This is a genomic window from Achromobacter denitrificans NBRC 15125 (assembly GCF_001571365.1).
GTDB lineage: Bacteria > Pseudomonadota > Gammaproteobacteria > Burkholderiales > Burkholderiaceae_B > Achromobacter > Achromobacter denitrificans.
Genome location: NZ_BCTQ01000014.1, coordinates 109,315 through 127,031 on the forward strand (window position 1 = coordinate 109,315; position 17,717 = coordinate 127,031).

13 protein-coding genes and 1 pseudogene are annotated in these 17,717 nt (G+C 68.5%); 4 read left to right on the forward strand and 10 right to left on the reverse strand.

All coding sequences use genetic code 11. From position 1 onward, the window contains the following. Nucleotides 1-3: 3 nt before the first annotated feature. From ADE01S_RS13885 to ADE01S_RS13895, 3 genes are all read right to left on the reverse strand, one after another. Entirely contained in the window at nt 4-981 is a 978-nt protein-coding gene (locus tag ADE01S_RS13885) for a Bug family tripartite tricarboxylate transporter substrate binding protein (protein WP_062682278.1), read from the reverse strand. Nucleotides 982-1,060: 79 nt separating this feature from the next. After that, nucleotides 1,061-1,966 carry a pirin family protein gene (locus ADE01S_RS13890; RefSeq protein ID WP_062682279.1) on the reverse strand — a complete coding sequence of 302 codons (906 nt, stop codon included), beginning with the start codon at nt 1,964-1,966 and terminating at the stop codon, nt 1,061-1,063. 150 nt (nt 1,967-2,116) lie between these two features. Further along, the gene (locus tag ADE01S_RS13895) at nt 2,117-2,815 is read right to left on the reverse strand and encodes a pirin family protein (protein ID WP_062682280.1); all 699 of its coding nucleotides are present in this window, start codon (nt 2,813-2,815) and stop codon (nt 2,117-2,119) included. 184 nt (nt 2,816-2,999) lie between these two features. Between ADE01S_RS13895 and ADE01S_RS13900 the strand changes: the two genes are divergently transcribed. Continuing rightward, the gene (locus ADE01S_RS13900) at nt 3,000-3,914 is read left to right on the forward strand and encodes a LysR family transcriptional regulator (protein ID WP_062682281.1); all 915 of its coding nucleotides are present in this window, start codon (nt 3,000-3,002) and stop codon (nt 3,912-3,914) included. A 61-nt stretch (nt 3,915-3,975) separates the two neighbouring features. On the opposite strand, the gene ntrC is transcribed toward ADE01S_RS13900, so the two are convergent. From ntrC to rdgB, 5 genes are all read right to left on the reverse strand, one after another. Beyond that, a complete protein-coding gene (gene ntrC, locus ADE01S_RS13905; RefSeq protein ID WP_062682282.1) occupies nt 3,976-5,466 on the reverse strand; it encodes a nitrogen regulation protein NR(I) in 1,491 nt (496 codons plus the stop codon). Then, on the reverse strand, nt 5,466-6,530 hold the full coding sequence (gene glnL / locus ADE01S_RS13910) for a nitrogen regulation protein NR(II) (protein ID WP_062682283.1): 1,065 nt from the start codon (nt 6,528-6,530) through the stop codon (nt 5,466-5,468). Before glnL ends, ntrC begins: the two co-directional genes overlap by 1 nt. Nucleotides 6,531-6,708: 178 nt before the next feature. Beyond that, complete coding sequence (glnA, locus tag ADE01S_RS13915) at nt 6,709-8,121, reverse strand: type I glutamate--ammonia ligase (protein ID WP_062682284.1); 1,413 nt, start codon at nt 8,119-8,121, stop codon at nt 6,709-6,711. 183 nt (nt 8,122-8,304) lie between these two features. Continuing rightward, nucleotides 8,305-9,528 (reverse strand): radical SAM family heme chaperone HemW, encoded by a 1,224-nt coding sequence (gene hemW, locus ADE01S_RS13920; RefSeq protein ID WP_062682285.1) that lies wholly within the window; start codon nt 9,526-9,528, stop codon nt 8,305-8,307. Between the two features lie 37 nt (nt 9,529-9,565). Next, entirely contained in the window at nt 9,566-10,189 is a 624-nt protein-coding gene (rdgB, locus tag ADE01S_RS13925; RefSeq protein ID WP_062682286.1) for an RdgB/HAM1 family non-canonical purine NTP pyrophosphatase, read from the reverse strand. Nucleotides 10,190-10,392: 203 nt separating this feature from the next. Between rdgB and ADE01S_RS13930 the strand changes: the two genes are divergently transcribed. After that, nucleotides 10,393-12,246 carry an EAL domain-containing protein gene (locus ADE01S_RS13930; RefSeq protein ID WP_242663449.1) on the forward strand — a complete coding sequence of 618 codons (1,854 nt, stop codon included), beginning with the start codon at nt 10,393-10,395 and terminating at the stop codon, nt 12,244-12,246. A 144-nt stretch (nt 12,247-12,390) separates the two neighbouring features. Here the strand turns inward: ADE01S_RS13930 and ADE01S_RS31255 are convergent. Continuing rightward, nucleotides 12,391-13,824 (reverse strand): annotated as a pseudogene (locus ADE01S_RS31255) (methyl-accepting chemotaxis protein); the annotation flags it as partial. 226 nt (nt 13,825-14,050) lie between these two features. Here ADE01S_RS31255 and ADE01S_RS13940 point away from each other — a divergent pair. Next, nucleotides 14,051-15,211: an acyl-CoA dehydrogenase family protein gene (locus ADE01S_RS13940; RefSeq protein WP_062682288.1), complete on the forward strand. Its 1,161-nt coding sequence runs from the start codon at nt 14,051-14,053 to the stop codon at nt 15,209-15,211. Nucleotides 15,212-15,225: 14 nt separating this feature from the next. After that, nucleotides 15,226-16,605, forward strand: a complete 1,380-nt coding sequence (locus tag ADE01S_RS13945; RefSeq protein WP_062682289.1) for an MmgE/PrpD family protein — start codon at nt 15,226-15,228, stop codon at nt 16,603-16,605. An 87-nt stretch (nt 16,606-16,692) separates the two neighbouring features. Here the strand turns inward: ADE01S_RS13945 and ADE01S_RS13950 are convergent, their stop codons facing one another. Then, entirely contained in the window at nt 16,693-17,694 is a 1,002-nt protein-coding gene (locus tag ADE01S_RS13950) for a Bug family tripartite tricarboxylate transporter substrate binding protein (RefSeq protein ID WP_062682290.1), read from the reverse strand. Nucleotides 17,695-17,717 lie beyond the last annotated feature (23 nt).

Genomic DNA, 17,717 nt, shown 5'->3' on the forward strand with positions numbered 1-17,717 from the left:
CGGTCAGTCCGCGGACAGTTTGACCTTCTGCGACAGGGCCTTGAAGGCTTCGTGCTGGCTGCGGGTCAGGCGCTCCACTTCCTGGGGCGTGGACCCGTAGGGCATGAAGCCGGCCTGCTCCAGCTTCTCCTTCACTTCCGGCAGGGCCAGCGCCCACTGGAACGCGTCGCTCAGCGCCTTCGTGGTCTCGGGCGTCATGCCCGCCGGCCCATAGACCGCGAACCACGGGTCCACCACCGCCGCTTCGTAGCCCAGCTCGGCCAGGGTCGGCACGTCCGGCAGCGCCGGCGCGCGCTTGCTGCCCGTGACCGCCAGCGCATGCACCTTGCCCGCCTTGATGTGCGGCAGCGACGCCGGCAGGTTGTCGAACATCACCGGCAGGTGCCCGCCCAGCAGATCGTTCAGCCCCTGGGCGCTGCCCTTGTACGGAATATGCTGCATGCCCGCGCCGGTCAGCTGGTCGAACATCACGCCGGCCAGGTGCATCGAGGTGCCCGTGCCCGGCGTGCCGAACGAGGTGCCCGGATGCTGCTTGGCATAGGCCACCAGGTCCTTGACGCTATCCACCTTCAAGGCCGGCCCGGTCTCCAGCACCACGGTGGACGCGCCCAGCATGCTGACGCCGGTGAAGTCCTTGGTGGGGTCGAAAGGCATGGACGGATAGACGAAGGGATTGAGCGCGTTCGTGGAGATCGCGCCGAAACCGATGGTGTACCCGTCGGGCGCGGCCTTGGCCACCGCGTCCATGCCGATGTTGCCGCCCGCGCCCGGACGGTTCTCGACGATGACCGGCTGGCCCAGCTTCTCGGCCACTTTCTGGCCGGCCGTGCGCGCCACCAGGTCGGTGGTGCCGCCCGCGGTATAGGGAACGATGAAGGTAATGGGCTTGGCCGGATAGCCTGCCGCGAGCGCCGACGAGGCGCCCTGGATCAGCGCCAGCGCGGCCAGGCCGCGCAGCGCGTTGACGGTATAGCGTTGCATGGTGTCTCCATCCCGGTTTGTTGTTGGGGTCGGGACGGGCATCATACCGCCGCCCGGCGGGCCGGGCGGTTCCGGGGCGCTAGGCGCGCGGCGGCGGCAGCGGGATGAACTCGGTTTCGTCGCCCGGCACGGTCTGGCCGAAGCGGTTGCGCTGCCAGTCTTCCTTGGCCTGCTCGATGCGGTCCTTGCTGCTGGAAACGAAGTTCCACCAGATGAAGCGCGGGCCGTCCAGCGGCTCGCCGCCAAGCACCGCGAAACGCGCGTCGGTACAGGCGCGGATCTGCACGGGGCGCCCCGGCGCGAACACGATCAGGCGGCCGCTCTCGAACACCTGCCCATCCACCTCGACCGAGCCGATCGCCAGGTAGGCGGCGCGCTCTTCGTGTTCGGCCGGCAGCACCGTGACGGCGCCGGCCTGCAGCTGCATGTCGCCATAGAACAGCGGCGAATGGGTCTTGACCGCGGAGGTCTTGCCGAACAGCGAGCCGGCCACGACCTGGGCGCGCACGCCCTCGCCTTCGACCACGGGCTGGGCATCCAGGCCATAGTGCGTGAAGCCGGGATCGGTTTCCTCGTGCTCCTTGGGCAGGCCGACCCAGATCTGCAGCCCGGCCAGGCGCTGCGCGGCCTGGCGACTTTCGGGCGATGAGCGTTCGGAGTGGACGATGCCGCGCCCGGCCGTCATCCAGTTCACCTCGCCGGGCAGGATGGTCTGGGTGTTGCCGGCGCCGTCGCGGTGCACCATCGAGCCTTCGTACAGGTAGGTCACGGTGGACAGGCCGATGTGCGGATGCGGCCGCACGTCGATGCCCGAGCCGGCGGCGAACTCGACCGGGCCCATGTGGTCCAGGAACACGAACGGGCCGACGGTGCGGCGCTGCGCCGAGGGCAGCGCGCGGCGGACTTCGAAGCCGCCGAGGTCGCTGCTGCGCGGCACCACCACGGTTTCGATCTGGCTATCGCCGGGTTGGGACAAGGTGGACATGGAATGCTCCTGTAGGTTGGCCTGCTTGGAGCCATGTTAAGGCTCCCGGGGACTTTACTGAACCGCCAGCCGGCCCGCCGCCAGAGGACGAGCCCGCCACGCATCGAAAACAAGGCCGGGCGGCGCATCGGACCGCCCGGCCGCCGGCCGTCAGGCCAGGTCGAACACCAGCACTTCGGCCTGGTCGCCGCCGGACAGCTCCACCCGCGTTTCATCGCTGATGGCGACCGCGTCGCCGGCCGACAGCGCGACGCCGTTGACCGTCAGGCTGCCGCGCGCCACGTGCACCCAGGCGCGGCGGCCGGGGGCCAGTTCCAGCGTGGCCGACTCGTCGCCGTCGAACAAGCCGGCATAGAGCCGCACGTCCTGATGGATCGTCATCGAGCCGTCGACGCCGTCGCCCGACACCAGGGCTTGCAGGCGGCCGCGCTTTTGCGCGTCGCTGAACGCCTTTTCTTCATACTCCGGCGCGATGCCGGTGACGTTCGGCTCGATCCAGATCTGCAGCATGTGCGTTTCCTTGTCGGCGCGCGGGTTGAACTCCGAGTGCATCACGCCGCGGCCGGCGCTCATCCGCTGCACATTGCCGGGCTGGATGGTGGAGCCGCTGCCCATGCTGTCCTTGTGCGCGATCGCGCCGTCCAGCACATAGGTGATGATCTCCATGTCGCGGTGGCCGTGCGTCCCGAAACCGCGGCCGGCGGCGATGCGGTCATCGTTGATCACGCGCAGCGCCCCGAAACCCATGTGGGCGGGATCGTAGTAGTTGGCGAACGAGAAGGTGTGGAACGAATCGAGCCACCCGTGGTTGGCGTGACCGCGTTCGGCGCTACGGCGAATGGTAAGCATCGTGGACTCCCTGTTTCAAATAAATGAATGGTCTTGCGGTGGCTGGCTTCCTTTCCTTCCGACTGGAAGCCGGGCTCTGCTCAACCGGCATGAATGACATTGTGCGCGTGCTTGGGGGTCGGTTCGGCGCTATGATTTGAAGAAACCATTCAAATTATTTGAATGACATTCCCGGAGCCCTCCCATGCAGCCGATCACGCCCGAATTGCTCATCCTGGTGGACGCGATCGCGCGCCATGGCAGTTTCGCCAAGGCGGCGCGCGAACTGAACAAGGTGCCCTCCGCCGTGACCTATGCGATCCGCAAGCTGGAAGACGGGCTGGACGTGCTGCTGTTCGACCGCTCGGGCCACCGGGCCGTGCTGACGCCGGCCGGCGAAACCCTGCTCAAGGATGGCCGCCACGTGCTGCAATCGCTGGACGACCTGGCCTGCCGGGTCAAGCGCATCGCCACGGGCTGGGAGGTGGAGCTGCGCATCGCGGTGAGCGCGGTGCTGCCCTGGCGGCCGCTGTACGACCTGGTCGAAGAGTTCCAGGCGCTGGGCAGCGCAACCACCCTGCGCTTTTCGACCGAAGTGCTGAGCGGCACCTGGGATGCGCTGACCTCGAACCGCGCCGACCTGGTGATCGGCGCGGGCGCCGCGGGCGAGCCGACCGGCCCCTACCGGTCGCAGACCATGGGCCAGGCGCAATTCGGCTTCTGCGTGGCGGCGCACCATCCGCTGGCGTCGGCGCCGCAACCCTTGAGCCGGGCCGACATCACGCGCTATTGCGCGGTAGTGGTGGCCGATACCTCGCGCAACCTGCCGCCGCAATCACGCGGCATCCTGGCCGAGCAGCCGACGCTGGTGATGCCGACGATGCAGGCCAAGATCGAGGCGCAGATCCGTGGATTGGGTTGCGGATACCTGCCGCTGACGCTGGCGGCGCCCTATCTGGCGCAGGGCGTGCTCGTGATCTGCGATACCGACGAGGGCATGTCGCTGACCGAGCACGTGGCGTATGCGTGGCGGGCGGAGGCGCCGGGAGAGGCGCTGAAGTGGTGGCTGCAGAAGCTGAAGTCGCCGCGCTTGTGCGAAGGGCTGCTCGGCATGGGGTGAGCGCAAGCCTTGCGAGGCGCGGGCGGCAAAGCGCCGCCCGCGGGTTTCACGGCGACGCGCCCTACTCGTCTTCGATGCCCAGCTCGCGCAGCTTGCGCGTGATGGTGTTGCGGCCGATGCCCAGGCGCGAGGCCGCTTCCACGCGGCGGCCGCGGCTGGCGTCCAGCGCGCTTTGCAGCAGGATCTTCTCGAACTGGCGCGTCAGCGTGGCCATGACGGCGGGCTCGCCGCGCTCCAGCCGGTACTGGGCGTCGCGCAGCAGCGAATCCTGCCAGTTGCGCGGCGCGCCCTCGTCGGCCGGCGCGGCGGCCGGCAGCACGGTGCCCACGCCCGCGATCGGCGCGGCCGGACGCGGCGCGGGGATCGCGTGCTGCTGATGCTCCATGGCGCGGATCTCCGGCGGCAGATCCGCCGGCTCCACCGTCTGGCCCGGCGCCATCACCGTGAGCCAGTGGCAGAAATTCTCCAGTTGGCGCACGTTGCCGGGGAAATCGAACTTGGTCAGCACCGCCAGCGCCTCGGGCGTCAGCCGCTTGACCGGCACACCCAGGGCGCGGGCGCTGGCGGTCAGGAAATGGCCGGCCAGCGCGGGAATGTCCTCCACGCGCTCGCGCAGCGGCGGCAGGCGCAGCCGGATCACGTTCAGGCGATGGAACAAGTCCTCGCGGAACAGCCCCTGCTCGACGCGCTGCTCCAGCGGCTGGTGCGTGGCGGCCACGATGCGCACGTCCACCCGCACCGGCTGCGCGCCGCCCACCCGATAGAAGCTGCCTTCGGCCAGCACGCGCAGCAGCCGCGTCTGGAGCTCGATCGGCATGTCGCCGATTTCGTCCAGGAACAGCGTTCCGCCGTGCGCTTCCTCGAAACGGCCGCGGCGCAGGGTATTGGCGCCCGTGAAGGCGCCGCGCTCGTGGCCGAAGAGTTCGGCTTCGAGAAGATCGCGCGGAATGGCCGCCGCGTTCAGCGCCACGAAGGGGCCGCCGGCGCGCACGCCGTGCCCGTGCAGGGCGCGGGCCACCAGTTCCTTGCCGGTCCCGGATTCGCCGGTGATCAGCACGGTGACCTTGGATTGCGCCAGCCGGCCGATGGCGCGGAACACTTCCTGCATGGCGGTGGACGAGGACTGCGTCATCATCCAGCGCTCGTTGTTCTGCGCCGACTCGCCCTGCCCTTCGGGGGTTTCGGGCGGGGTCGATTCCTGCATGGCGCGCTGGATCAGCGCCACCGCCTCGTTCACGTCGAACGGCTTGGCCAGGTAGTCGAACGCGCCGCCCTGGAAGGCGGACACGGTGCTGTCCAGGTCGGCGAAGGCCGTCATCACGATCACCGGCAGGCCGGGATGGCGCTCCTTGAGCTGCCGCAGCAGTTCCAGGCCATTGCCGCCGGGCATGCGGATATCGGACACCAGCGCGACCGGGGTTTCGCGCGACAGCGCCTCCAGCACGTCGGCCGACTGGGAAAAACTGCGGGTGGGGACGCCGGCACGGGCCAGCGCCTTTTCCAGGACCCAGCGGATGGCCTGGTCATCATCGACGATCCATACGGGTTTCATCAGTGTGCAGGCTCCATCGGAAGGACCAGGCGAAACTCGGTGCGCCCCGGTCGGGATTCAAATTCGATGATGCCGCCATGCTGCTGCACGAAGTCCTGCGCCAGGCTCAGGCCCAGGCCGGTGCCGCCGGCGCGCGCCGTGACCAGCGGATGGAAGATGCGGTCGCGGATGTGGTCCGGCACGCCGGGGCCGTTATCGATGATGGACAGCACCAGCGCCAGGCGGTGCTGCTTGTGCGCCAGCATGACCTGCCGCGCCACGCGCGTGCGCAGGGTGACGACACCGGGTTCGGTTTGCGGCCCCTGGGGCCGGGCGACCAGTTCCTGGGCGGCGTTGCGCGCCACGTTCAGGACGGCCTGCATCAGGCGGGCGGCATCGCCCTTCAGGTCGGGCATCGACGCGTCGTAGTCGCGCAGCAGCGTGACTTCGTTGCGGAACTCGGCCTGGATCAGCGCGCAGACGCGCTCGCAGATCTCGTGGATATTCACCGGCCGCGCATTCAGCGGGACGCGTTGCGGGCCGCTCAGGCGGTCCACCAGCGCCTGCAGGCGGTCGGCTTCGGAAATGATGACCTGGGTGTACTCGGCCAGGGCCGCGCTGGGCAGCTCGGCTTCCAGCAATTGCGCGGCGCCGCGCAGGCCGCCCAGGGGATTCTTGACTTCATGCGCCAGGTTGCGCAACAGCTCGCGGTGCGCCTCGATCTCGTCGACCAGCCGGTGGTTGCGGTCGGCCAGCACGCGCTGCTCGATTTCGCGCGTTTCGATCAGGACGGGCCAGCGCTGGCCCGTCAGCCCCACCGTCGTCACCGACACTTCCACGGATTCCGTGGCGCGGCGCAGGGACGCCAGCTGCCTGACGTCGGCATAGCGGCCGGCGGCGGCGCGGTCGATGGAGGATTGGATGTTTTCCGGACTGTCGAACAGCGTCGCGGCGGAGTGCCCGTTCAGTTGCTTGCGCGAGCGGCCGAACAAGTCTTCGGCGGCCGCGTTGGCGTATTCGATATGACCGCGCTCGTTGACCAGGAAAACGGACGTGGCTAGCAGATCGAGAGCTTCTACATTCATTTTTCAACATACCCGAATGTGAGGGGAAAGCGGAGCGCGACGTCGCCGGAAGCCGGCGCCCTGCCCGCCGGGCCTGGGGCCTGGCGGACAGTTTGTCGATCCGCGGTCTGGCGGTGCGCGTGGTGCGGGCCCTGGTTTCTGCCTACATCATCGCGCTCCCCCAGCCACAGCCTCGCGATCAGAGACTGTAGTACATGTCGAACTCGACCGGGTGCGTCGTCATGCGCAGGCGGTTCACATCGGCCATCTTCAGGTCGATGTAGGCCGACAGCATGTCGTTGCTGAACACGCCGCCGCGGGTCAGGAACTCGCGGTCGCCGTCCAGGGCTTCCAGGGCCTGTTCCAGCGAGGAGCAGACGGTCGGGATCTTCGCGTCTTCTTCCGGCGGCAGGTCGTACAGGTTCTTGTCGGCCGGATCGCCCGGGTGGATCTTGTTCTGCACGCCGTCCAGGCCGGCCATCATCAGGGCCGAGAACGCCAGGTACGGGTTGGCCAGGGGGTCCGGGAAGCGCGCTTCGACGCGGCGGCCCTTCGGGTTGCCGACGTACGGAATGCGGATCGAGGCCGAACGGTTGCGGGCCGAGTAGGCCAGCTTGACCGGGGCTTCGTAGTGCGGGACCAGGCGCTTGTACGAGTTGGTGCCGGGGTTGGTGATGGCGTTCAGCGCGCGGGCGTGCTTGATGATGCCGCCGATGTAGTACAGCGCGAATTCCGACAGGCCGGCGTAGCCGTTGCCCGCGAACAGGTTCTGGCCGTCCTTCCAGATCGACTGGTGCACGTGCATGCCCGAGCCGTTGTCGCCGACGATGGGCTTGGGCATGAAGGTGGCGGTCTTGCCGTAGGCGTGGGCCACGTTGTGAATGATGTACTTGGTGATCTGCGTCCAGTCGGCGCGCTGCACCAGCGTGCTGAACTTGGTGCCGATTTCGAGCTGGCCGGCGCCGGCCACTTCATGGTGGTGCACTTCGACCGGCACGCCCATCTGTTCCATCAGCAGGCACATTTCCGAACGCATGTCCTGGAAGGAATCGACCGGGGGCACGGGGAAGTAGCCGCCCTTCACGGCGGGGCGATGGCCGGTGTTGCCGCCTTCGAAATCCAGGCCGGTGGACCAGGAGGCCTCTTCCGACTTGATCTTGACGAAGGTGCCCGACATGTCGGTGTTCCAGCTCACGCCGTCGAACACGAAGAATTCGGGTTCCGGACCGAAGTAGGCGGTGTCGCCCAGGCCGGAGGACTTGAGGTAGGCTTCGGCGCGCTTGGCCAGCGAGCGCGGGTCGCGGTCATAGCCCTTCAGGTCGGAGGGTTCGACGACGTCGCACGACAGGATCAGGGTCGGTTCTTCGCGGAACGGATCCAGGTTGCCGGTCGAGCAGTCGGGGATGAGGAGCATGTCGGACGCTTCGATGCCCTTCCAGCCCGGGATCGAGGAGCCGTCGAAAGCCTGGCCGCTTTCCAGCTTGTCTTCGTCGATCTGGCTGGTGGGCACGGACACGTGGTGCTCACGGCCAACCGTATCGGTGAAGCGGAAATCCACGAATTTGACTTCGTTGTCGGCGATCTGTTTCAGGACGTCTTTCGGGCTTGCCATGTCATCTCCATTAGATAAAAAGGTCGAGGGCCTTGCCCGTCGACTGGCATAAACCAAGGAAGCAATATGCGTGCCAGGTTTTCCTCCGGGTTTCCCGGAGGGTGGCTTGGGGCTCAGGGGAAAATGTAGCACCATATTGGTGCAAAGCATGGGGCATGATTGCCCCATCGTGGTGCGAAAACGCTACAGGAACATTTCCTGCAGGTCATTGAGGAAGCGCCAGCCCAGGGGCGTCGCCCGCAGGCGGGTCGGATCGGCGTCCAGCAGGCCCCGTTTCGAGGCTGCCTCCAATTGGTGCGCGATAACGGCCAGCGACAAGCCGGTGCGCTCGTCGAAGGTCGAGGAAGCCACCCCGTCCTTCAGGCGCAGCGCGTTCAGCATGAATTCGAACGGCAGTTCATCCGGGCCGACCTGCCGGCTTTCCGCGATATGGCTGCCGTCGCGCGCCATCGCGGCCTGCATCCAGGAGTCCGGGCCGCGCAGCCGCGCTTCGCGCACGATGCGGTCGTGGAAGGACAGCTTGCCGTGGGCGCCCGGGCCGATGCCCAGGTAATCGCCGAACTCCCAGTAATTCAGATTGTGCCGGCAGCGGGCGCCGGGCCGGGCATAGGCCGACACCTCGTAGCGCGCCAGGCCCGCCGCGGCCAGTTCCCCCTCCACCGCTTCCTGCATGGCGGCGCTGGTGTCGTCGTCCGGCAGGTCTTCGGGCGGGAATTTGGCGAAGACAGTGTTGGGTTCCATGGTCAGGTGGTAGAGCGACAGATGCTCGGTGCCGAACGCCACGGCCTGGCGCAGATCGGCCACACAGGCGTCCAGCGTCTGGCCCGGCAGCGCGAACATCACGTCCAGGTTCACGCGCGGCACGGCGCGCTGCGCCATTTCGATGGCCGCCCGCGCCTGGGCCGAATCATGGATGCGGCCCAGCTTTTTCAGCTGGGCATCGTCGAAGCTCTGGATGCCCAGCGAGAATCGCGTGACGCCGCTGGCGGCGTAGTCCCGGAAGCGGCCGGCCTCGGCCGTGCCCGGGTTCGCTTCCATGGTGATCTCGGCGTCGGGCCAGAGGTTCAGGTAGGCGCGCAGCATGGCCAGCAGCTCGTCCAACCCGGCCGACGACAGCAGGCTGGGCGTGCCGCCGCCGATGAAGACGGACACCACCTGCCGCCCCCAGATGGAAGGCAGGGCCTGCTCCAGGTCGCTGCGCAGCGCGTCCAGGTAGGCGCGCTCGGGGATGCCTTCCCCGGGCGCGGCGTGTGAATTGAAATCGCAGTACGGGCATTTGCGCACGCACCACGGCACGTGCACGTAGATCGACAGCGGCGGCAGGCTGCTCAGCGTGGCGCCGGCCGGCGGTTTCGGGCGCGACGACGGCGCGCCCATGTCGTTGCGGATGGGAATGATGATGGACATGCGTGATTCCTGGACCTGGCGCCGCGCGGCGCCCTCGTCAAGCCTGGCTCAGCTTGCCGAGCAGTTCGCGCAGCGCGCGGGCGCGATGGCTGACCCGGTTCTTTTCCTCGGGTTCGAGGGACGCGGCGGTCAGGGCCATGTCGGGCAGGTAGAAATGCGGATCGTAGCCAAAGCCGTTGGCGCCTTCGGGCTGGTCGATGATCTCGCCATGCCACAGGCCCTCCCCGATGAGCGGCCGGGGATCGTTTTCCGAACGCACCAGGGCCAGCACCGCCACGTACCAGGCGCTGCGGTCGGCCACGCCGGCCAGGCGGCTCACCAACAGCGCATTGTTGGCCTGGTCGGACTTTTCGCCGCCGTTCATCTGGGCATAGCGCGCCGAATACACGCCCGGGCCGCCGTCCAGCGCGGCCACGCACAGGCCGGAATCGTCGGCCAGCGCCGGCAGGCCGGTCAGGCGGCTGGCGTGGCGGGCCTTGGCCAGCGCGTTTTCGACGAACGTAACGTGCGGCTCTTCGGCTTCGGGCACGCCCAGCTCGCCCTGGGGCACCAGTTCGATGCCCAGGGGCGCGAACAGGGCCGAGAATTCGCGCAGCTTGCCGGCGTTGTTGGACGCCAGCACGACGCGGCGCAGGGAATCGGGAATCTTGGGAGAAGTCATGGGCAAATTGTATAGGCGGCGGCCCGCAAGCGCCGCCCGCGCGCCCAATACCCCTCCCGCCCGGCGGGACAAGATGGAAATCGTTGTTGACAGGCGTATGGCGTCGGCTGAATATGACGCGCCAGTCGTCGGCGCAACAACGCAGACATATTTTGTTGTCAATATGGCCAACTTGTCACTGATCGTATCTGAACGCACCGGCGATGGATCCCATTCACGCTTTGCCCCGGCCGGCTTCGGCCCGCGCGCCCACCTCCAACCGGGACCGCGCGTCCACGCACGTGAACCTCGCCGGAATCCTCCGCGAACGGTTGCTGCGCCCGCGATTCCAACCCGTCGTCGACCTGTCCCATAGCCGCGTCTACGGCCATGAGAGCCTGATCCGCGGGCCGGCGGACACCGCCCTGCACTTCCCCGACGCCCTCTTCGCCGAAGCCCGCCGCCAGGGCCTGCATCCGCAGCTGGAACTGGCCAGTTTCCGCGCCGGCGCCCAGGGCTTCCAGCGGCACGACGCCGCCGGCATGCTGTTCCTGAACCTGTCCGGCTCGGCGCTGATCCATTACTGGACCCTCTGGGGCGAGGAAATGCCCCAGCGGCTGCTGAAAGACTGCGATCTCGCGCCGTCCAGCATCATCGTGGAATTGACCGAGCAGGACCCGCTCTCGGAACACATGGACGAAGTGGCCAGCGCCTTCGCCTGCCTGCGCGAGCATGGCATGCGCGTGGCGCTGGACGACTACGGCGTGGGCAATTCCAATCTCCAGCTCTGGGCCGAGATGCAGCCCGACCTGGTCAAGATCGACCGCTATTTCTTCGACGGCATCGGCCAGGACGAGCGCAAGCAGAACATGGTGCGCGCCATCCTGAAGGTAGCGCAGCATCTGGGCACCGCGGTCGTGGCCGAGGGCATCGAAACCGCCGAGGACCTCGCCGTGGTCCGCGAACTGGACATACGCTACGCCCAGGGCTGGTTCCTGGGACGGCCCGACGAAACCCTGCTGACCGAACTGGCGCCGCCCCTGCGCGATTCGCTGCGGCAGCGGACCCAGGCGGCCGCGCCGCAGCGCTCCGCCGGCGGCACCGCGGCCAGCCTGCGCGTCCAGGCGCCGGCCGCCCTGCTGTCCGAGCACACCAACGACGACGTGCACCGCCTGTTCATCGAGCACAAGGACATGCATGCCGTGGCGGTGGTGGACGCGGACAACCGCCCGGTCGGCATCATCAACCGGCGCGACTTCCTGGAGCACTACGCCCAGCGCTACACGCGCGACCTGTTCGGGCGCGACGCCTGTTCGACCTTCATGAACGCCCAGCCGGTGCTGGTGGACCTGAACGTGTCCATCGACCAATTGAGCCACGTGCTGATCTCCGAGGACCAGCGCTACCTGATGGACGGCCTCATCATCACCCGCGACGGCCGCTACGACGGCCTGGCCACCGGCGAAACCCTGGTGCGTTCGGTGACCGAGATGCGGATCGAGGCGGCGCGCTACGCCAACCCGCTCACCTCGCTGCCCGGCAACATCCCCATCAGCCGCCATATCGCCACCCTGCTAGACGACGCGGACGACTTCACGATCTGCTACGGCGACCTGAACAATTTCAAGCCCTTCAACGACGTCTACGGCTACTGGCGCGGCGACGACATGATCATGCTGACCGCCGAGGTCATCAAACGCCACTGCGACCCGCAGCGGGACTTCGTGGGCCATGTGGGCGGAGACGATTTCGTGGTGCTGCTGCGCAGCCCGGACTGGATGGACCGCGCCCGCCGCATCATCGCGGAATTCAACGAGCGCGCCATGGACCTGTACGACGACGCGGGGCGCCGCAATGGCGGGATCGAGGCCGAGGACCGCTACGGCGTGCCCCGCTTCTTCCCGTTCGTGACGCTGGGAGTGGGCGCCCTCACCGTCACGCCCTCCCTATGCGAGCGCATCCGCCCGGAGGACATCGCCTCGGCCGCCGCCCACGTCAAGCACAAGGTCAAGCACGGGAACCTGTCTCTGGTGACCGAGCGCTACGCCGGCGCCCCCCTGCCGCAACTCGACAGCTGAAGCCTGCGCCGCGCCGGCCGGCGCGGCGATCCGGAATACCGCCACCGCCCGCCGCAGCCCTTGCGCCTGGGCTTCCAGGGCGGCGGCCGCGGCGGCGGTCTCCTCCACCATGGCAGCGTTTTCCTGCGTGGACCGCTCGATATCGGCCACCGCGTCGTTCACCGAAGCAATGCCGGCCGCCTGCTCCGCGGTGGCGCTGGAGATCTCGGCCACGATCTGCGTCACGCGGTCCACCGACAGCACCATGTCGCGCATGGTGTCGCCGGCCAGGCCGACCTGGCGCACGCCTGCCTCCACCCGCGAGGCGGAGTCCTCGATCAGGCCCTTGATCTCCTTGGCCGCCTGCGCGCTGCGCTGGGCCAGCGAGCGGACCTCGCCCGCCACCACCGCGAACCCCTTGCCCTGCTCGCCCGCGCGCGCGGCTTCCACCGCCGCGTTCAGCGCCAGGATGTTGGTCTGGAAGGCGATGCTGTCGACCACGCCGACGATTTCGCCGATGCGCCGGGCGCTCTCGGCGATGCCGCGCATGCTTTGCACCACCTCGTCGACGGCCTGCCCGCCGCGCTGCGCGAGCTGCGTGGCGCCCAGCGCCTGGCGGCTGGCCTGGTCGGCGTTGCCGGCCGTCAACTGGACCGTATGCGCCAGCTGCATTAGATTGGCGGCGGCTTCCTGCAGCGAGCCGGCCTGGCGCGCCGTGCGGTCCGACATATCGGCGCCGCCCGCCGCGATCTCGCCCGATCCCGTATGGATTTCCTCCACCCCATGCCGCACGGACGCGACCGCGGCCGACAGGCCGGTCTGCATGCGCCGCATGGCCGAATACAGCACGCCGATCTCATTGTCGCCGCGCATGGCGATGGCGCCCGTGAGATCGCCGTCCGCGATCCGGTCGAAGTGGGCGCCAGCCTCGTTCAGCGGCCGCAGGATGCCGCGGCGAAACGCCAGCCGGATCAGGAGCGCCAGCAGCAGCACCATGCCCAGCACGCCCGCCGCCACCGCGATCACGCGCTCCAGGGTGAGGCTGGCGCCGGCCACCGCCGCCTGCCCCTGGGCCCGGGCATAGGCCTGGTAGGCGTCGGCCTGCTTGACGTAGGCCGCGCCGCTGCCCGGCAGCACCTTGTCCACCAGCCGGTTCACCTCGATGCCGTTCCAACCCTTGATGGCGGCCAGCATCGGCGCCAGGGTCTTGTCCGCGAAGGCGGTGTGGGCCGCCAGCACCTGCTCGAACAGCGGCGCGCCCTGCGCGCCGGCATCCGGATTCGCTCGCAGGCGCGCCAGGCTGGCCGCGGCCTGCCCGAGCAGCGCGTCGGCCTGCGCCAGCGACTGGTCGCGCGCCTCTTCCAGCCCGCCCTCCATGGCGGTCTTGGCGTCGGTCAGCGCAGCGCGCGCCTGGAACAGCCGGCTCGTCATGTCCGCCAGGTCGCTGGCCCGCTCGATGCTGCCGCGCCCCAGCGCCTCGATATCGGCGCGATTGTCGCGCAGCACGGCGATGCCGGCCGCCGCCGCCAGGGCGAACAGCGCCACAAACAACGCAAGAATGGCCGACACCGCCGTCGTGACCCTGATGTTTTTCCGCATATCCGTCCGTGTATCACCTCGCCGCCCGCGGCGGCCTCGGCGGGATTATGGACACCCAGTTTGGCAATTTCTTGACACAACCCCGCCGCCCCGCTGACAAACTCCCGTCATGAAAGCGCGCTTTTGCGAAGAGGAACCCCGTATTAACGAATTGTGAATTGGCAGGGACGGCGGCTTGCGGCACATTCAACCCTGTACCGAACCCTTATCCATCAGATACAGCCACATGCCCAACGCCTCCCACGCCTACCAGGACATCCGCGAAGCCGTGCGCGATCTCTGCGCCCAGTTCCCCTCCGAATACTTCCGCAAGGTCGACGAAGAACGGGGCTACCCCGAAGCGTTCGTCCGCGCCCTGACCGAAGCGGGCTGGCTGGCCGCCCTGATTCCGCAGGAATACGGCGGCTCGGGCCTGGGCCTGACCGAGGCCTCGGTCATCATGGAGGAAATCAACCGCAGCGGCGGCAACTCCGGCGCCTGCCACGGCCAGATGTACAACATGGGCACGTTGCTGCGCCACGGCTCGGAGGCCCAGAAGCGCGAGTACCTCCCCCGCATCGCGGCCGGCGAACTGCGCCTGCAATCCATGGGCGTCACCGAGCCCACCACCGGCACCGACACCACCAAGATCAAGACCACCGCGGTCAAGCGCGGCGACCGCTACGTGATCAACGGCCAGAAGGTCTGGATCTCGCGAGTGCAGCACTCGGACCTGATGATCCTGCTGGCCCGCACCACCCCGCTGGAGCAGGTCACCCGCAAGTCGGAAGGCATGTCGATCTTCCTCGTGGACCTGCATCACGCCGTCAAGCACGGCATGACGATCCGGCCCATTCCCAACATGGTCAACCACGAGACCAACGAACTGTTCTTCGACAACCTCGAAATCCCCGAAGACAACCTGATCGGCGAGGAAGGCAAGGGTTTCAAGTACATCCTCGACGGCCTCAACGCCGAACGCACCCTGATCGCCGCCGAGTGCATCGGCGACGGCTACTGGTTCGTGGACAAGGTCACCGCCTACGCCAAGGAACGCATGGTCTTCGGCCGCCCCATCGGCCAGAACCAGGGCGTGCAGTTCCCCATCGCCCGCGCCCACATCAACGTGGAAGCCGCCAGCCTCATGCGCTACGAAGCCTGCCGCCTGTTCGACGCGCACGAGCCCTGCGGCGCCCAGGCCAACATGGCCAAGCTGCTGGCGGCCGACGCCTCCTGGGAAGCGGCCAACGCCTGCCTGCAGTTCCATGGCGGCTTCGGCTTCGCCAACGAGTACGACGTCGAGCGCAAGTTCCGCGAAACCCGCCTCTACCAGGTTGCCCCGATCTCGACCAACCTGATCCTGTCCTACGTCGCCGAACACATCCTGGGCCTGCCCCGCTCCTTCTGACCCGCCCGCCATCCATGACCGCTGCCAAAGACACCCCGCACCTGAGCGCCGAACTCGCGGCCTTCGCCGCCAACCTGCGCTACGAAGACATCCCCGCGCCGGTCCTGCGCCGGGCCGAAGACCTGCTGCTGGACTGCCTGGCCTCCATCCTGGCCGGCGCCTCGGCCCGCGCCGTGCAAGCCATCGACCGCTACGCGGCCGCCATGGGCCCGGCCACCGGCGACAGCGAAGTCCTCATCACCCGCCGCCGCACCACGCCGCTGTTCGCCGCCATGGTGAACGCGGCGGCGGCCCACGTGGTCGAGCAGGACGACGTGCACAACGGCTCCGTGTTCCACCCCGCCGCGGTCGTGTTCCCGCCGGCGCTGGCCGTCGCGCAGGCCCTGGGCCGCTCCGGCCGCGACCTCCTGGTGGCCGCCGTGGCCGGCTACGAAGTGGGCATCCGCGTGGGCGAGTTCCTCGGCCGCTCGCACTACAAGATCTTCCACACCACCGGCACCGCCGGCACGCTGGCGGCCGCCGTCACCGCCGGGCGCCTGCTCAACCTGTCTCCCGAGGCCATGCTGAACGCGCTGGGCTCGGCCGGCACGCAGGCCGCCGGCCTCTGGGAATTCCTGCGCGACGCCGCCGACTCCAAGCAACTGCACACGGCCAAGGCCGCCGCCGACGGCATCACCGCCGCCTACCTCGCCCAGGAAGGCTTCACGGGCGCGCGCCACATCCTCGAAGGCCCGCAAGGCATGGCCGCCGGCATGTCCACCGACGCCGACCCCAGCCGCCTGTGCGACCGCCTCGGCGAACGCTGGGCGCTGGCCGAAACCTCGTTCAAGTTCCATGCGTCCTGCCGCCACACGCATCCGGCCGCGGACGCGCTGCAGCAGGCCCTGCGGGACAACAACCTGACCGAAGCCGACATCGAACGCGTGGTCGCCCACGTTCACCAGGGCGCCATCGACGTGCTCGGCCCGGTCGTGAATCCCCAGACCGTGCACCAGTCCAAGTTCTCCATGGGCACCGTGCTGGCCCTGATCGCCCGCCAGGGCCGCGCCGGCCTGGCCGAATTCGACGCCGGCCTGGACGACCCCGGCGTGGCCACCTTCCGCGGCAGGGTCGAAATGGAGCTGGATCCGGAAGTCGACGGCGCCTATCCGCAGCGCTGGATCGGCAAGGTCACCGTCTACACCCGCGACGGCCGCAAGCTGCACAGCCGCGTGGACGAGCCCAAGGGCGATCCGGGCAACACGCTCAGCCGCGCCGAGATCGAGGACAAGACCCTCAGCCTGGGCCGCTATGCCGGCGCCGCGACCGAAGCCGAGCTGCGCGGCCTGATCGACGCCATCTGGGGGCTGGAGAAGCAGGAACGCATCGGCGCCCTGCTGCCGCCCGCCGCCTGAGAACGCGAGGGCCGCGGCACAGGCGCCGCGGCCCCTCGCGCGCGTCCGCCGGCGATGCTTCCTCGCCGCCGGCGCCGGCCTCTAGCCTCAGGTCGCGCCAGGTTCTATGCCCGCCGCTTGCAGCAGCGCCTTCCAGCGCGCCACCTCCGATTGCAGCAGTTCGGCCGAGCCCTTCAGGGATCGATGTTCCGCCGTCGGCACCGCCACCCCCATTTCCGCGTAGCGCGCCTGGATCTCCGGGCTGTGCAGGACCTGGTTGAGGGAAGCGTTGAGCTGCTCGGCCACCGCCGCGGGCACGCCCTTGGGCACCAGCACCATGTTCCAGATGTCGTAGTGCAGGTCGGGATAGGACGTCTCGCTGGTGGCCTGCACCCCGGGCAGCACCTTCACGCGTTCGCCGCGCAGCACCACCAGGCCCTTGATCTTGCCCGACGAAATCGAACTGACCGCCGTGCTGCTGCTCTCCACCGTATAGTCGATGTGGCCGGCCATCACGTCCGCCGTCGCCTGCGCCGCGCCGCGGTAGTGGATCGGAAGGATGTTCACGCCGATGGCCGCGTTCAGCAGGATGCCGCCGAGGAACGACCCCGATCCCACGCCGGCCGTGCCGAAGTTCATGGTGCCCTGGTTGGCCTTGGCGTAGGCCACGAATTCGTCGAACGTCCTGGCCGGCAGGCCTGCCCGCACCGATAGCACCTGGGGCGCGTCGCCGACCGAAGCCAGCGGAACGAAATCCGTGAGCACGTTGTAGCTCAGGTTCTTGTAGAGCGAAGCGTTCGCGGCCAGCGTGCCCACGTTGCCCAGCAGCAGCGTATAGCCGTCGGCGGCCGAGCGCGCCGCCCTGGACTGGCCGACCGAGCCTCCGGCGCCCGGCACGTTCTCGACCACCACGCTCTGCTTGAGCTGCCGGGCCAGGCCTTCGGCCAGGGCGCGGGCGAGCACGTCGGTCGCTCCGCCCGCGGTGAAGGGCACCAGCAGCGTCAACGGCCGGCTCGGATAGGTATCGGCCTGCGCGGCGCCCGCCGCCAGCGCCGTCGCGAACAGAATCGTCCGGACGAGCGCTCTCCCCCATGTCTTTCGATAGGTCATCATTGTCTCCGTTGTCGTAGTGC

Bases quoted from the DNA above. Each gene is read 5' to 3' on its own strand.
- ADE01S_RS13945 (WP_062682289.1), top strand. From the start codon at position 15,226: ATGACCGCTGCCAAAGACACCCCGCACCTGAGCGCCGAACTCGCGGCC.
- glnA (WP_062682284.1), bottom strand. From the start codon at position 8,121: ATGGCAAGCCCGAAAGACGTCCTGAAACAGATCGCCGACAACGAAGTC.
- ADE01S_RS13950 (WP_062682290.1), bottom strand. From the start codon at position 17,694: ATGACCTATCGAAAGACATGGGGGAGAGCGCTCGTCCGGACGATTCTG.
- hemW (WP_062682285.1), bottom strand. From the start codon at position 9,528: ATGTCCATCATCATTCCCATCCGCAACGACATGGGCGCGCCGTCGTCG.
- ADE01S_RS13890 (WP_062682279.1), bottom strand. From the start codon at position 1,966: ATGTCCACCTTGTCCCAACCCGGCGATAGCCAGATCGAAACCGTGGTG.
- rdgB (WP_062682286.1), bottom strand. From the start codon at position 10,189: ATGACTTCTCCCAAGATTCCCGATTCCCTGCGCCGCGTCGTGCTGGCG.
- ADE01S_RS13900 (WP_062682281.1), top strand. From the start codon at position 3,000: ATGCAGCCGATCACGCCCGAATTGCTCATCCTGGTGGACGCGATCGCG.
- glnL (WP_062682283.1), bottom strand. From the start codon at position 6,530: ATGAATGTAGAAGCTCTCGATCTGCTAGCCACGTCCGTTTTCCTGGTC.
- ADE01S_RS13930 (WP_242663449.1), top strand. From the start codon at position 10,393: ATGGATCCCATTCACGCTTTGCCCCGGCCGGCTTCGGCCCGCGCGCCC.
- ADE01S_RS13885 (WP_062682278.1), bottom strand. From the start codon at position 981: ATGCAACGCTATACCGTCAACGCGCTGCGCGGCCTGGCCGCGCTGGCG.
- ADE01S_RS13940 (WP_062682288.1), top strand. From the start codon at position 14,051: ATGCCCAACGCCTCCCACGCCTACCAGGACATCCGCGAAGCCGTGCGC.
- ADE01S_RS13895 (WP_062682280.1), bottom strand. From the start codon at position 2,815: ATGCTTACCATTCGCCGTAGCGCCGAACGCGGTCACGCCAACCACGGG.
- ntrC (WP_062682282.1), bottom strand. From the start codon at position 5,466: ATGAAACCCGTATGGATCGTCGATGATGACCAGGCCATCCGCTGGGTC.